Origin of the sequence: Micromonospora sp. NPDC048935 (genome assembly GCF_043197875.1) — a bacterium.
Classification (GTDB): Bacteria; Actinomycetota; Actinomycetes; order Mycobacteriales; family Micromonosporaceae; genus Micromonospora.
The window spans coordinates 755,712-768,731 of record NZ_JBICTZ010000002.1; the positions used below are offsets into that span (position 1 = coordinate 755,712).

17 protein-coding genes are annotated in these 13,020 nt (G+C 72.3%); 10 read left to right on the plus strand and 7 right to left on the minus strand.

The features are described from left to right. The 5 genes from ACGFIW_RS09800 to ACGFIW_RS09820 are packed head-to-tail and all read right to left on the minus strand — an operon-like array spanning window position 1 to window position 4,055. A complete protein-coding gene (locus ACGFIW_RS09800; protein ID WP_393312457.1) occupies window positions 1–1,359 on the minus strand; it encodes a sensor histidine kinase in 1,359 nt (452 codons plus the stop codon). Then, window positions 1,356–2,369 carry a SpoIIE family protein phosphatase gene (locus ACGFIW_RS09805; protein ID WP_393312792.1) on the minus strand — a complete coding sequence of 338 codons (1,014 nt, stop codon included), beginning with the start codon at window positions 2,367–2,369 and terminating at the stop codon, window positions 1,356–1,358. Before ACGFIW_RS09805 ends, ACGFIW_RS09800 begins: the two co-directional genes overlap by 4 nt. Continuing rightward, complete coding sequence (locus ACGFIW_RS09810; RefSeq protein ID WP_393312459.1) at window positions 2,366–2,785, minus strand: anti-sigma regulatory factor; 420 nt, start codon at window positions 2,783–2,785, stop codon at window positions 2,366–2,368. The genes ACGFIW_RS09805 and ACGFIW_RS09810 overlap by 4 nt, the downstream gene beginning before the upstream one ends. Continuing rightward, window positions 2,782–3,195, minus strand: coding sequence for an STAS domain-containing protein (locus ACGFIW_RS09815; RefSeq protein WP_393312461.1), 414 nt, complete (start codon window positions 3,193–3,195; stop codon window positions 2,782–2,784). The genes ACGFIW_RS09810 and ACGFIW_RS09815 overlap by 4 nt, the downstream gene beginning before the upstream one ends. Next, entirely contained in the window at window positions 3,195–4,055 is an 861-nt protein-coding gene (locus ACGFIW_RS09820) for an STAS domain-containing protein (protein ID WP_393312463.1), read from the minus strand. Before ACGFIW_RS09820 ends, ACGFIW_RS09815 begins: the two co-directional genes overlap by 1 nt. Before the next feature lie 163 nt (window positions 4,056–4,218). On the opposite strand from ACGFIW_RS09820, the gene ACGFIW_RS09825 reads away from it, so the two are divergent. Further along, on the plus strand, window positions 4,219–4,572 hold the full coding sequence (locus ACGFIW_RS09825) for an STAS domain-containing protein (RefSeq protein WP_357526143.1): 354 nt from the start codon (window positions 4,219–4,221) through the stop codon (window positions 4,570–4,572). Window positions 4,573–4,585: 13 nt separating this feature from the next. Here ACGFIW_RS09825 and ACGFIW_RS09830 read toward each other — a convergent pair whose 3' ends face one another. Beyond that, complete coding sequence (locus tag ACGFIW_RS09830) at window positions 4,586–5,869, minus strand: CynX/NimT family MFS transporter (RefSeq protein ID WP_393312465.1); 1,284 nt, start codon at window positions 5,867–5,869, stop codon at window positions 4,586–4,588. 110 nt (window positions 5,870–5,979) lie between these two features. Between ACGFIW_RS09830 and ACGFIW_RS09835 the strand changes: the two genes are divergently transcribed. From ACGFIW_RS09835 to ACGFIW_RS09850, 4 genes are all read left to right on the plus strand, one after another. Beyond that, the gene (locus ACGFIW_RS09835) at window positions 5,980–6,660 is read left to right on the plus strand and encodes a FadR/GntR family transcriptional regulator (RefSeq protein ID WP_393312467.1); all 681 of its coding nucleotides are present in this window, start codon (window positions 5,980–5,982) and stop codon (window positions 6,658–6,660) included. Window positions 6,661–6,699: 39 nt separating this feature from the next. Beyond that, window positions 6,700–7,161: a large conductance mechanosensitive channel protein MscL gene (gene mscL / locus ACGFIW_RS09840; protein ID WP_393312469.1), complete on the plus strand. Its 462-nt coding sequence runs from the start codon at window positions 6,700–6,702 to the stop codon at window positions 7,159–7,161. A gap of 80 nt (window positions 7,162–7,241) precedes the next feature. Next, window positions 7,242–7,493: a hypothetical protein gene (locus ACGFIW_RS09845; RefSeq protein WP_393312471.1), complete on the plus strand. Its 252-nt coding sequence runs from the start codon at window positions 7,242–7,244 to the stop codon at window positions 7,491–7,493. A gap of 101 nt (window positions 7,494–7,594) precedes the next feature. Continuing rightward, window positions 7,595–7,966, plus strand: a complete 372-nt coding sequence (locus ACGFIW_RS09850) for a hypothetical protein (RefSeq protein ID WP_357555857.1) — start codon at window positions 7,595–7,597, stop codon at window positions 7,964–7,966. 330 nt (window positions 7,967–8,296) lie between these two features. Here ACGFIW_RS09850 and ACGFIW_RS09855 read toward each other — a convergent pair whose 3' ends face one another. Further along, on the minus strand, window positions 8,297–9,532 hold the full coding sequence (locus ACGFIW_RS09855) for a benzoate/H(+) symporter BenE family transporter (protein ID WP_393312473.1): 1,236 nt from the start codon (window positions 9,530–9,532) through the stop codon (window positions 8,297–8,299). 56 nt (window positions 9,533–9,588) lie between these two features. Between ACGFIW_RS09855 and ACGFIW_RS09860 the strand changes: the two genes are divergently transcribed. The 5 genes from ACGFIW_RS09860 to ACGFIW_RS09880 all read left to right on the plus strand — a co-directional run bounded on the left by ACGFIW_RS09860 (window position 9,589) and on the right by ACGFIW_RS09880 (window position 12,959). Then, window positions 9,589–10,149 (plus strand): helix-turn-helix domain-containing protein, encoded by a 561-nt coding sequence (locus ACGFIW_RS09860; protein WP_393312475.1) that lies wholly within the window; start codon window positions 9,589–9,591, stop codon window positions 10,147–10,149. 115 nt (window positions 10,150–10,264) lie between these two features. Continuing rightward, window positions 10,265–10,984 (plus strand): protein phosphatase 2C domain-containing protein, encoded by a 720-nt coding sequence (locus ACGFIW_RS09865; protein WP_355029233.1) that lies wholly within the window; start codon window positions 10,265–10,267, stop codon window positions 10,982–10,984. Between the two features lie 105 nt (window positions 10,985–11,089). Then, window positions 11,090–11,428 carry a PadR family transcriptional regulator gene (locus tag ACGFIW_RS09870; RefSeq protein WP_393312478.1) on the plus strand — a complete coding sequence of 113 codons (339 nt, stop codon included), beginning with the start codon at window positions 11,090–11,092 and terminating at the stop codon, window positions 11,426–11,428. Continuing rightward, the gene (locus tag ACGFIW_RS09875; RefSeq protein WP_393312480.1) at window positions 11,425–12,270 is read left to right on the plus strand and encodes an ATP-binding cassette domain-containing protein; all 846 of its coding nucleotides are present in this window, start codon (window positions 11,425–11,427) and stop codon (window positions 12,268–12,270) included. Before ACGFIW_RS09870 ends, ACGFIW_RS09875 begins: the two co-directional genes overlap by 4 nt. After that, a complete protein-coding gene (locus ACGFIW_RS09880) occupies window positions 12,267–12,959 on the plus strand; it encodes a hypothetical protein (protein ID WP_393312482.1) in 693 nt (230 codons plus the stop codon). The genes ACGFIW_RS09875 and ACGFIW_RS09880 overlap by 4 nt, the downstream gene beginning before the upstream one ends. Window positions 12,960–13,020: the final 61 nt, after the last annotated feature.

Consider the following 13,020-nt stretch of genomic DNA (forward strand, 5'->3'; position numbering starts at 1 on the left):
TCACGCCCCGCCGACGGGCAGGGAGATGGTGAATGTGCTGCCCCGGCCCGGCACGCTTGTCAACTCCAGTGTCCCGCCGAGCAGTGTCGCCAACCGCCTGGCGTACGGCAGGCCGAGGCCGGTGCCGCCGACCCGGGTGGCGCCCGGCACCTGGTAGAACTCCTCGAAGATCCGGTCGTGCAGCTCGGTAGCGATGCCGGGGCCGGTGTCACTGACCTCGAAGTTCCACCGGTCGCCGTGCTGGCGCGCCCGCAGTCGCACCTCGCCGCGCTCGGTGAACTTCAACCCGTTGTGCAGCAGGTTGCGCAGCACCTGGCCGAGCAGTACCTCGTCGGTGCGCAGCGTGGCCGGCGCGGTCGGCTCCTCCACCACCAGCTCCACCCCCGGGCGGGTGGCCAGGGCACGCAGTGTGCCGCGCAGTTGGCCGAAGACCGGCCGCAGGTCGACTTCCGCCCAATCCGGCTCGATCCGGCCGGACTCCGCCTTGGCGAGGTCCAGTAGTTCGTTGACCAGATTGAGCAGGTCTGCCGCCGACGAGCGGATCAGATCGACCTGGCGACCCTGCTCCTCGGTGAGCGGGTCGGAGGCGGAGTCGGTGAGCAGCCGCCCCAACCCGATGATCGCGGTGACCGGGGCGCGCAGCTCGTGGCTGACGTTGGCCAGGAAGCGGCTCTTCGACTCGCTCGCCGCGCGCAGTTGCGCCGACTTCTCGTCCAACTCGGCGTAGAGGGCGACGACACCCCGGTTGGTCTCCTCCAACTCCTCGGTGAGCTGGTTGTAGAGCGCCAGCACCCCCCGGTTGGTCTCGGCCAACTCCTCGTTCAGCACGGCCAACTCGTCGCGCTGACTGCGCACCTCGTCGAGTGCGGCGATGAGTTGCCCGTTCTGCACTGTCAACTCGTCCAGCGCGCTGGCCGGCGCGGTACGGCCGAGTTCCGTACGGAACTCGGCGAGCCGCTCCGGGGTCGGCGTCGGCGCGCTGGCCGGAACTCGTCGGGACATCCGTACGACCGTAACCCCCTCGACGGTCGACACGCTCAGTGTGTCGACCAGTCGGGACACCGCGCCGGACTGCGGCTGGTAACCGCCGTCCGGGAGCGCCGCCACCGGGGCCAGGTCGGCGCGCAGGTGGAACCGGCCGTCTGCGCCCTCGTCGACGTGGAAGGAGACGTCCGCGCCGCCGGTCGTCCGCAGCAGGTCCCGGGCCACCTCGCTGAGCGCGGTGGCGATCCGCACCTGGTCCTGGCGTTCGAGACCGACCACGGTGGCCACCTCGCGGCCCCGTTGGCGGATCACGAAGATGTCCTGCTCGACCCGCAGCGCCATCTGCAGCAACGGCAGCGCCGGCTCGGCGGTCATGCCCAGGCCCTCGCGACAAGTACGCAGGCGTCATCACGTCGCACACCCGCGTCGCGCAGCAGTGTCGCGGCCATCACCAGCGGGGATCGTTCCGCCAGGCCCGGGTAGTCGGTCAACCGCCAGCGGTCGACCACACCGTCACTGTGCATCACCAGTCGGGCGCCCGGACCGAGCGGGTAGTCGTACTCCCGGATCGTCGGCCGCTGGTGGCCGGCGATGCCGGGCAGTGACACCAGCCCTCGGCGCTGACCGTCACCCTCGACGACCACGCCGGAGATGTTACCCAGGCCGGCGTAGCGCAGCATGCCGGCCGCCGGCTCCAGCTCGGCGACCGCGAGCGCGGCGCCCCGGGTGTGCGACATGCTCCGGTGCAGGTGACCGACGACCGCCGCCGGTGGCCCGGCGGGGGCGTTCCGGAACGCGGCGAGCGCCGCGTCGGTGGCGGCGGCGGCCAGCGGACCATGCCCCAACCCGTCGCTGACCAGCACCTGGTGCCGCCCGTCGGCGACCCGGACGGCGTACCCGTCGCCGCTGACCGTCTCGCCGTTCAGCGGTCGGGTGAGGGCACCCACCCAGGACGGCGGCGGCGGCTCCGCCGGCCAGACCTGCACGGCGAGGACGGTGCCCCGGCCGGGCAGCGAGTATCCGTCGAACCAACTGGCCTGCCGGACGATGGCGCCCAGACCGATGCCGAGCGTGCCGGTGGTGGAGTGCCCGTCCCGCGACGAGACGGTCAGGTCGGCCATGCCGGGCCCGGAGTCGATGGCGATCAGCTCCACGCCGGCCTCCCCGGCACGGCGTACCGGCCGCAGCAGCAGGACACCCTCGTCGGCGTGCTTGACCAGGTTGCTGGTCAGCTCGGCGGCGACGATGGCCAGGTCCGCGATGCGTACCGCGCTCAACTCCACCTGCGCGCCGAGGCGTTCGGCGGCACGCCGCACGGCGCTCGCCGCGCTGCTGGCCTCCACCCGGAACCAGATGCCACTGTCGGTGACCGCGTCGGCGTTCACCGGGACCACTTGGTGACCGTGATCCGCGTGCCGGCCTCCGGGGATGTCTCGATCTCGAATTCGTCGACCAGTCGCCGGGACCCGCTGAGCCCGAGGCCGAGCCCGCCGCCGGTGGTGTAGCCGTCGGTCAGGGCCAGGTCCAGGTCCGGGATGCCGGGCCCGGAGTCGGCGAAGACGATCCGCACGCCCTTGCGTCGCCCGTTGTCCACGGTCGTCACCTCGACCGAGCCGCCGCCGCCGTACACCAGGGTGTTGCGGGCCAACTCGCTCGCCGCGGTCACCACCTTGGTCTGGTCGACCAGGGACAGCTTGACGGCGACGGCCACGGACCGGACCAACTGCCGGACCCGCACCACGTCCTCGTCGCTGCGGACCGCCTGCGCCTGCGGGGGGCCCAGGTCGATGTCCGCGGTCACGTCGTGGCCGTCTCGGCGTCCGGCTCGTCGTCGAGCTGATAGTCGAGCAGTTCGTCGGCGTGGGCCGCCGCGATCAGCTCCATGCCGCGCTCGACGTTCAGCGCGGTACGGATGCCGTTGAGCGACAGCCCCAGTTCGACAAGGGTGATGGCGACGGCGGGGCGCATCCCGACCACCACCGTTTCCGCGTCGAGCACCTTGGAGATCGACGCGATGGTGGAGAGCATCCGCCCGACGAAGGAGTCGACGATGTCCAGCGCGGTGATGTCGATGATGACGCCGTGGCAGCCGGTGTCCACGATCCGCTCGGCGAGATCGTCCTGAAGCTGGACCGCCGTCTGGTCGGACATGTCCAACTGGATGGAGACGAGCAGGATGTCGCCGATCTTGAGGATCGGCACCCGTTCCATCAGACGCCCCGACGCGGCTGGCGGCGGGCGGTCTCCACCCCGGTGAGCCGCAGCACGTGGCGCAGCGCGTCGGCGAGGCTCGCCTTGGTGGCGATGTCGCCGAACTCGATGCCGAGAGCGACGATCGTCTGCGCGATCTGCGGGCGGATGCCGGAGATGATGCAGTCGGCGCCCATCAGCCGGGCGGCCACCACGGTCTTCAGGATGTGCTGGGCGACCTGGGTGTCCACCGCCGGGACGCCGGTGATGTCGATGATCGCGTACGGGGAGCCGGTGTCGACGAGCGTCTGCAACAGCCGCTCCATCACGACCTGGGCCCGCGCCGAGTCCAGGGTGCCGACCAGCGGGACGGCCACCACGCCCTCCCAGAGCTTGACCACCGGCGTGGAGAGCTCCAGCAACTGCTCGGCCTGGTCGGCGATCAGGCTCTCCCGGGTGCGGACGAAGCTCTCGAAGGTGAACAGGCCCATCTCGTCGACGAGCTTCGAGAAGGCGACGTAGTCGTGCAGCGCGTTGGCACCGCCGGCCTCCTGCACCAACTCGGCCAGCACGTCCTTGAGCGCGAAGATGCTGACCGTGGTCTCGGTGGCGGAGAAGCCCTGCCGGGCCCGGCCACGGGACAGCTCGGTGAGCGCGGCGCGCAACTCGGCGGCGTTGTCGGTGGACAGGTCGACCTCGCCCTGCTCACCGGCGGCGACGACGACGCGGTGCAGATCCTGGACCTGCCGGCGCAGCTCGGCCTGGCTCAGCCGGCCCCGCAACGAACTGGTGACGATCTCGGTCCACCGAGACGTGACCCGTTCGGCCTGCCCGCTGAGCAGCGCGGCGAGCCGACCACTCTCTTCGGTGCTCAACGCCATTTGGAACCCCCTTGACCTGGACCGGGCGGACTCTATCACCGGGGGCTGACCAACTACTTGCCCCGCAGCAACGGAATGATGACGGCCACCGGATCCCGGCTCCCGTTCTGCGTACGCCCCCGGTCGTGGGATACCGTTCCCCCGATAACAGGAGGTCTGGCAAATGTCCTTGACGGTGCACACGGAACAGCGCGGCGACGTGGTCGTCGTGTCGGTCGCGGGCGAGCTGGACATGGCCACCGCACCGCAGCTTCAGGACCAGATCACCGACCTGCTCGACAAGGGCCGCAACCGGCTGGTGTTCGACCTGGCGGACGTCTCGTTCTGCGACTCGACGGGTCTGTCGGTCTTCGTCCGCGCCAAGAACAGCTGCGACGAGGCCGGCGGCGTGGTGCGACTGGCCGCCCCGCAGCGGGGTGTGCTGCGCATCCTTGAGGTGAGTGGGCTGGTCGAGGTGCTGCACACCTACCCGACGGTGGACGAGGCAGTCGCCGGCGAACCGACGTCGGCCTCCTGACCGCTGCCGTTCGTCACTCGTCCTCGACGTAGCGGGGGCGGGAGATCGCCATACCCGCCACCGTCTGCACGGCGAGCGCGCCCAACAGGAACCCGATCGGCGCGGTCCAGCCGCCGGTGACCTCGTAGAGGATGCCGACCAGCAGCGGGCCGAGAGCCGCGATCACGTACCCGGTGCTCTGCGCGAACGCGGAGAGCGCGACGGTCCCTTCGGCCGTGCGGGCGCGCAGGCCGATGGCGGTCAGGATCATCGGGAACGCGCCCTGGCCGATCGCCAGCAGGATGATCCAGAGCAGCGCGGCCCCGTGCGGGGCGAGCGCCAGCCCCAGGTAGGCAAGCGTCGACGCGGTGGTCATCCCGAGCACCAGCGGACGCAGGCTGCCCATCCGGCCGGCCACGGTCGGCATCACCAGTGCGATCGGCACGCCGAGCGCGGTCACTCCGGCCAGCAGCAGCCCGGCCGACTCCGGCTGGTAGCCGGCATCCCGGAACAACTGGGCCAGCCAGCCCATGATCGCGTACCCACTCAGGGACTGCGCACCGAAGTAGACGGCCATCGCCCACCCGAGCCGGGTCCGCGCCGGGCGGACCCGCACCGGCGCGGTGCCGGCCGCCGTCGGGGTCGAGCGCCGCACGCCCGCCCGGGTCCGCAGCGCCAGCGGCACCCACGGGAGTACGGCCACCGCGGCCATCGCGGCCCAGACGCCCAGCCCCGCCCGCCAGGAGCCGAAGGCGTGCGCGATCGGCACCGCCGAGGCCGCGGCCACAGTCGTGCCCAGGGTCAGGGCCATCGTGTACGCCCCGGTGACCAGCCCGGTCCGGTGCGGGAAGTGCTGCTTGACGAGCATCGGCAACAGGATGTTGGCGACCGCGATCCCGGCCAGCGCCAGGGCGCTGGTGAGCACGAAGATCCAGGCCGAGTCGGTGGCGGCCCGGAGCACCTGACCGGCGGCGAGGGCGAGCATGGCGACCACCAGCACCCGGGCGGGTGCCACCCGGCGGACCAGCCACGGGGTGAGCGCGCCGAGGCCGGCGAACGCGATGGTCGGCAGGGTGGTGACCAGACCGGCCATCGTGCCGGAGAGCCCCAGCCCGTCGCGGACCTCGTCGAGCAGGGCGCCCAGGCTGGTCACCACGGCGCGCAGGTTGAGCGCGATCAGCAGCATCCCGACCAGCACGAGCGCGCCACCGGTCGCCGGGTGCGTCCGTCGGCCCGGACCCGGGTCACTCGTCGAGGGTGGGTCGACGACGAGGACGGGAGCGGGCGGCGCCGGAGCGGCGGTGGGTGGCGGGGTCATAGCCGCTAACCTACAATCATGGGATGAATTATCGGCCGGTGTTGTAACCAGTGCCACCATCTGGCGATTCCCCCTCCGCACCGCCGGCGCCGCCCCGCGGCCAGCCCGCCGTGCCGCCCATCGGTCAGCCCGCCGTGCCGCCCCGCGGCCATCGGGTCCGGCAGACCATCGAGCAGCTCCGCGCCCGCATCCTCGGCGGCGAGTGGCCCGTCGGCGGGCGCATCCCCACCGAACCGCAACTGGTCGCCGCGCTGGGCGTGGGGCGCAACACGGTCCGCGAGGCCGTCCGCGCCCTGGTGCACGCCGGGGTGCTGGAGTGCCGGCAGGGCTCCGGCACCTACGTGGTGTCCACCGACGAGCTGGCGCCGGTGGTCGCCCGCCGACTCGGCGACGACCGGATGGCCGAGGTCATCGAGGTTCGGCGCGCCTTCGAGGTGGAGGCCGCCCGGCTCGCCGCGCTGCGGCGTACACCGGAGGACCTGGCGGCCCTCGACGGCCTCCTCGCCGAACGCGAGGCCGCCTGGCACGGCGGCCGGGTCGACGCGTTCGTCGAGGCCGACGCGGCGCTGCACGTCGCGGTGGTCGCCGCCGCGCACAATGCCATGCTCGCCGAGCTGTACGCCTCGGTCGGCACCGCCCTGCGCAGCACTGTCGCGCAGGCGATGGGGGGCGCGCTCACGCCCGAGCGGTACGTCGACCACACCCGGCTGGTCGAGGCGATCCGGGCCGGCGATCCGGGCCGGGCGGCGAGCGAAGCCGGCGCTTTTCTGGAGCCCACCGCCGGGGCATAGGTTGTGCCGGACAGAAAAGCGGACACCTCGGGAGTACGAATGCTCAAGGGCTTCAAAGACTTCATCATGCGCGGCAACGTCGTCGACTTGGCGGTCGGTGTCGTCATCGGCGCCGCGTTCACGGGCGTGGTCACCGCCCTCACCACCTCGTTCCTCAAGCCGATCATCAAGCTGGTCGGTGGCGGGGACGACAAGTTCGCTGGCCAGTGGAAGATCAGCGAGGACAACTACATGGACTGGGCGGGGTTCATCAACGCCCTGATCACGTTCCTGCTCACCGCGGCGGTGCTCTACTTCTTCGTGGTGTACCCGATGAACAAGCTGGCCGAGCGGCGGCGTCGGGGCGAGGAGCCGCCGCCGGCGGCGCCGAGCGAGGAGGTCAAGCTGCTCACCGAGATCCGGGACGCCCTGGTCTCCGCCGGTCACACCACCCCCGGCCAGCAGCGCGGGGCGCTGGACGACGTGCTGGGCCGCCGCCCCGAGCTGCCGACGCAGCGCTGACCGAACGGATGCACATCGGCCCCTGTGGGATTCCCGCAGGGGCCGCACCTTCTCGTACGTGTGTTCGATAGAGTCCCGCCATGGAGCAGCGAAAGCACTGGTGGAACGGGAAGTGGGGGCGACTGGCCCGACGGGACGTCATCCTGCGGGTGGACGCCGACCGGTGGCACGTCGAGCAGCGGGCAGGCGGCGCCGAGGGCATCTCCCGGTTCTACGAGTACGGCAGTGCGGACGAGGCCGAGGAGACCGTCCGGGCGCTCCTCGACGGCCCGGACACCTGGCGGGAGCTGTCCCCCCGCCCGCCGGGCAGCTGGACCCTCCCGAACAGCTGAGCGGTCGCCGCCGCCCACCGGGGCTGACGGGCTGACGGGCTGACGGGCTGACGGGCTGACGGTGGCGTTTAGCGGCGTACCGCCCCGGGAACCGCTCTGGGATGGACCAGCAGGGCGAGCAGCAGACGACCATCTCACGGATCACCACCGGGATGCCGGTGATCGACTCGACCGGCACCGAGGTCGGCACGGTGGACCTCGTCCAGCGGGCCGATCCGAACGCGGTGACCGTCCAGGCACCGACCGCCGACCCGGGCAGCAGCCTGAACGAGTTGATCGAGGCGACCGCGGTCGAGGAGCCGGACGTTCCGGCCGATCTGGCGGCGCGGCTGCTGCACAGCGGCTACCTGAAGGTCTCGACCGAGCTGACCCGCACCGGCGCGGTCTACGTACCGGCCGATCGGATCGGGTCGGTGGCCGACGGCCGGGTCCTCCTCGCCGTGGGCGTGGCGGACCTGCCACCCGAGGAGTAGGCCATTTCCTTGACCGACACGGGTTCAAGGAAATCGGGGCATCCAGCGCCATGGGACAGCCCGACTTCATTGAACCCGAGTGGATCGAGGCCGTGGGGTGCGCCCGATGAGGTGCGTACCGTCGCGGGATGTCGTTGGCACCACCGGCGCCGGAACTGACCGGCGGCCGCGTCCGGCTCCGAGCGTGGACGATGAGTGACCTCGACTGCGTCCGGCAGGCCGCCGCGGATCGGCGGGTCACCGAGGCCACCACTGTCCCGGTCCGGTTCGCCGAAGAAGCGGATCGTGCCTTCGTACGCCGGCAGGCGGACAGCGGAGATCGACTCGGGTTCAGTGATGTTGCGGTGTCCGGTCGGCCTGGACACCGCGGTTTCCTTGAACTGGTGTGGATTTTTCCTGCCCGTCGGCGGATGGGCGGCGGCGGTGGAAGAGCAGCAGCATCAGGCAGCCCGCGATCAGGCCCCAGAATGCGCCGCCCACGCCGATCAGGGTCACCCCGGAGGCGGTCACCACGAAGGTGACCACGGCGGCCTCGCGGGTCGCCGGGTCGGTGACCGCCGCGGCGAGCGCGGTGGCGAGGGCGCCCAGCAGGGCCAGCCCGGCGACCGCCTCGATGAGGATCGGCGGGGCGACCGCGACAAGTGCGGTGGCCACACCGGCGCCCAGGCCGAGCAGGGCCAGCCCCGCACCGGCGGTGACCGAGGCGACCCAACGGCGGTCCGGGTCCGGATGGGCGTCCGGGCCCGCGGCCAGAGCGGCGGTGATCGCCGCGAGGTTCACCGCGTGCCCGCCGGCCGGCGCGGCGAGCAGGCTGGCCAGGCCGGTGGCCCGCAGCGCGGCGCCGAACGGCGGCCGGTAGCCGTAGCCGGCCAGCACCGCCATGCCTGGCACGTTCTGTGCGGCCATGGTGACCAGAAACAGCGGCAGGGCGAGGCCAACCAGGGCGGACGCTTCCCAGGCCGGCGCGGTGAGGACGATCGACGGGGCCAGCGTGGCACCGGTCAGGCCGGTCGGCGGCGAGGTCAGCGCGATCGCGACCACCGCCACCAGCAACGCGCCGGGCACCGCCCAGCGGCGGGCGAAGCGGTGCAGCAGCAGCCAGCCGACCACCACCGGCCCGGCCACGGCGGGCAGCTCCACAAGCGCGCGGACCGGGGCGGTGCAGAGCGGGAGCAGCACCCCGGCGAGCATCGCGCCGGCCACCGGCTTGGGGATGGCGGCCACCGCACGACCGAGTGGCGGAAACAGCCCGGCCGCCACGATCAGCACTCCGGAGACGAGGAACGCGCCCACCGCGACAGGCCATCCGCCCGGCGGCGCACCGGTGGCCACCAGCAGCGCCGCGCCCGGCGTGGACCAGGCCACGCTCATCGGGATCCGGTGCCGCCAGCCCAGCCAGGCGGCGGCGAGCCCGCACGCCACGCAGAGGGCGAGCAGCCCGGAGGCGGCCTGCGCGTCCGACGCACCGGCCGCCCGGAGCCCGGCCAGCACGACGGTGAACGAGCTGGCGAAGCCGACCAGGGCGGTCACCACGCCGGCCAACACCGGTTGGACGCGTCCGGCCATGCCACCCTCCCCAAGCGTTCCGTTTACGGAACGACAGTGTGTAGCACGATAGCCGGGTGCCGCAGTCACCACCAGCCCGCCGCCCCGGCCTCGACGTGGACCCCGCCGTCGTCGGCCGCCGGGTTCGCGCCCTGCGCGAGGAGCGGGGGATCTCACTGTCCACCCTGGCCCGGCTCGCCAATGTCGGAAAGGCCACCCTCTCCGGCCTGGAGAACGGCACCCGCAACCCGACCCTGGAGACGCTCTGGGCGGTCACCGCGCAACTCGGCGTACCGCTCACCGCCCTGCTGGCCGAGCCGGCCGCGGGGCCCACCGCGCACGGCACCGCGGTCACCGCCACCCTGCTGGAGGTGTTCACCGACACCGACGCGACCTACGAGCTGTACCGGATGCGGGTCGCGCCCGGCCCGGTGCAGCTCTCGCCGGCCCACCAGCCCGGGGTCACCGAGCACGTCACTGTCTTCGCCGGGGTGCTGCGCGCCGGCCCGGCCGACGCGCCACTCACCGCGCCGTCCGGCGGCCACCTCCGCTGGGTGTCCGACGTGCCGCACAGCTACGCGGCGGTGGGTGACGAGGAGGTCGCCGCCAGCCTCCTGCTGCGCTATCCACGCCGCTGAGGCGCGGCCGATCGGTCACGCACCGTCGGCACCGTCGACGAAAATCGCAATCATTTCTCGACGCACGCAGGAGGCGTAGAGACGAAGGCGGGGTGTTCTTGGCAAGCTTGACCCCATGACGCTGATCCTCCGCTCGGTCATCCTCAACGACATCGGCCTGGTCCGCACCAACAACGAGGACTCCGCCCTCGCCGGTGACCGCCTGATCGCCGTCGCCGACGGCATGGGCGGGCTGCCCGCGGGCGAGGTGGCGAGCGAGATCGTGATCCGGATCCTGGACGAGCTGGCCCCGCCCACCGATCCCGACGGTGCCGCCGACGCCCTGCGTGCCGTGGTCAGCACCGCCAACCAGCGCATCCATGCCGCCATCACGGTCGACCCGAGCCGCGACGGGATGGGCACCACGCTCACCGCGGCGCTGCTGGCCGGCGAGACGCTGGTCCTGGCCCAGGTCGGCGACTCCCGCTGCTACCTGTTGCGCGACGGGGAGCTGACCCAGCTCACCCGGGACGACACGTTCGTCCAGGCACTTGTCGACCAGGGCACCCTCTCCCCGGAGCAGGCCCGCCACCACCCGCAGCGGTCCCTGGTGACCCGGGCCGTGCAGGGCGCCGACACCCCACCGGCGGTCGGTGTGCTGACCGTGGTCCCCGGCGACCGGCTGCTGCTGTGCAGCGACGGGCTCTCCGACTACGTCGAGGACGACGCCATCGCGGCGGCGCTGGGCATGTACGCCGATCGCCAGCAGTGCGGCGAGCAGTTGGTGAAGCTCGCCCACCATGCCGGCGCACCGGACAACGTGACGGTCGTGGTCTCCGACGTCGTCGCTCGCTGACCTCGCCGGATTCCGCCTGACGGTCCACGGCGGCGGCCGTGGCGGGTCCGGGCCGCTCTACTAGGTAGTTGCGCCATCTAGCTAGCGCCGCTACTGTCCGGTCCTGTGGATTCCGACCGGCGCGGGCAGTGGCTACGCGGGGTGCTCGACATCTGCGTGCTGGCCCTGCTGGCCGACCACGAGTCCTACGGCTACCAGCTTGCCCAGGCGCTCGACGCCGCGGGCGTCGGGCCCATCCAGGGCGGCACGCTCTATCCGGTGCTGCTGCGACTCCAGAAGACCGGCCTGGTGACCGCGCAGTGGCGGGAGGGCACCGCCGGGCCGGCCCGCAAGTACTACCGGCTCACCGACGACGGGTACGCGGCACTCCGTACGGGCGGCAACGCCTGGCTCACCTTCGTCCGGCCGGTGAACGACATCGTCACGAAGGGGGTCACCCGGTGAACGCCGACGATTGGCTGCGCGCGCTCACAGTCGAGCTGCACCAGCGCCGGGTCGCGGCGGACGCCGCCCGGCACGTGGTCGCCGAAGCCGCCACCCACCTGCGCGAGGGGGGCGGCGACCCCTGGGTCGTCTTCGGTCCACCCCAGCAGTACGCGGGCGCGGTGGTGGAGAGCATCGGCACCGCACCCGGACCACGCCCTGGGCCGGTCCGGCTGCACGCGGAGGGCATCGCCAAGCGCTACGGGCGGCGAACGGTGCTGCGCGACGCCACGCTGACCGTCCGGGCCGGACAGATCGCCGCCGTCGTCGGCGCGAACGGTTGTGGCAAGAGCACGTTCCTGCGGATCTGCGCCGGGCTGATGTCCCCGGACGCCGGTTCGGTGACCGTCTCCGGGCGGCTCGGCTACTGCCCGCAGGCCGGCGGCACCGCCGACTTCCTCTTCGCCGACGAGCACTTCGTGCTCATCGGTGCCGCCCAGGGCGTGGCCCGGGGGGCAGCGCGCCGGGCCGGTCGGGGGGTGGCGCGCCAGCTCGGTTGGGAGGCGAGCGGGGACGTGCAGGCCCGCCACCTGTCCGGTGGCACCCGGCAGAAGCTCAACCTGACGATGTCCACCCTCAACACCCCGGACGTGCTGCTGCTCGACGAGCCGTACCAGGGCTTCGACCAGGGCACCTACGTCAACTTCTGGGATCAGCTCAGCCGGTTGCGGGACACCGGCACGGCGATCGTGGTGGTGACCCATCTGCTCAACCAACTCGACCGGGTGGACCTCGTGCTCGACCTGACGCCGGCGCAGGTGGCCCGGGGGCAGGCGCCCGTGCCGCAGGGAGGCCACCGGTGAACCGGCTCGTCACAGTCGCCGAGATGACCCTGCGGGAGCTGCTGCGGCGTCGGGGCGTACTCCTGCTGTTGTTGTTGATGCCGTTGACCTTCTACCTGATCCGGCGGGACGTCTACCTCGGGCAGTCGGTCCGCTCGCTGCTGCTCGGGGTGGGCTGGGCGGTGAGCACCGCCGCGCTCTTCGCCACCACCGGGGCCCGCGAGTTGGAGCCGAGACTGCGGTTGGCCGGCTACCTGCCCCACCACCTCTACCTCGGTCGGATGTTGGGCCTCTGGGTGGTGGGGCTGATCATCGCCGTGCCGTTCTTCGCGCTCCCCATGATCGACGGTGCGGACCTGCGCTACGGCGGGCTGGCCGCGGCGCTGCTCTGCGCGGTCGGGGTGGCGGCGCCGTTCGGGATGCTGATCGGCGCGCTGCTGCCCCGCGAGATGGAGGGAACGCTGCTGCTGCTCACCGTGATCACGGTGCAGATGCTCATCGACCCGGCCGGGTCGGGGGCGAAGTTGACGCCGTTCTGGTCGACCCGGGAGATCGCCACCTGGGCGGTCGACCACACCGACCAGGGCTACCTCTCCCGTGGCCTGCTGCACGGGCTTGTCGTCACCGCCCTGCTCGCCGGCTGCGTGGCGGCAGTGGCGAGCGTCCGGATGCGCCGCCGCCGACACCTGCGGCACCTGCCGGTGGGCTGACCGGCCCGCCGGCCCGCGCGACCGGGGCGGATACCGCCAATCCGGTTGCCCCGGCCAGCAC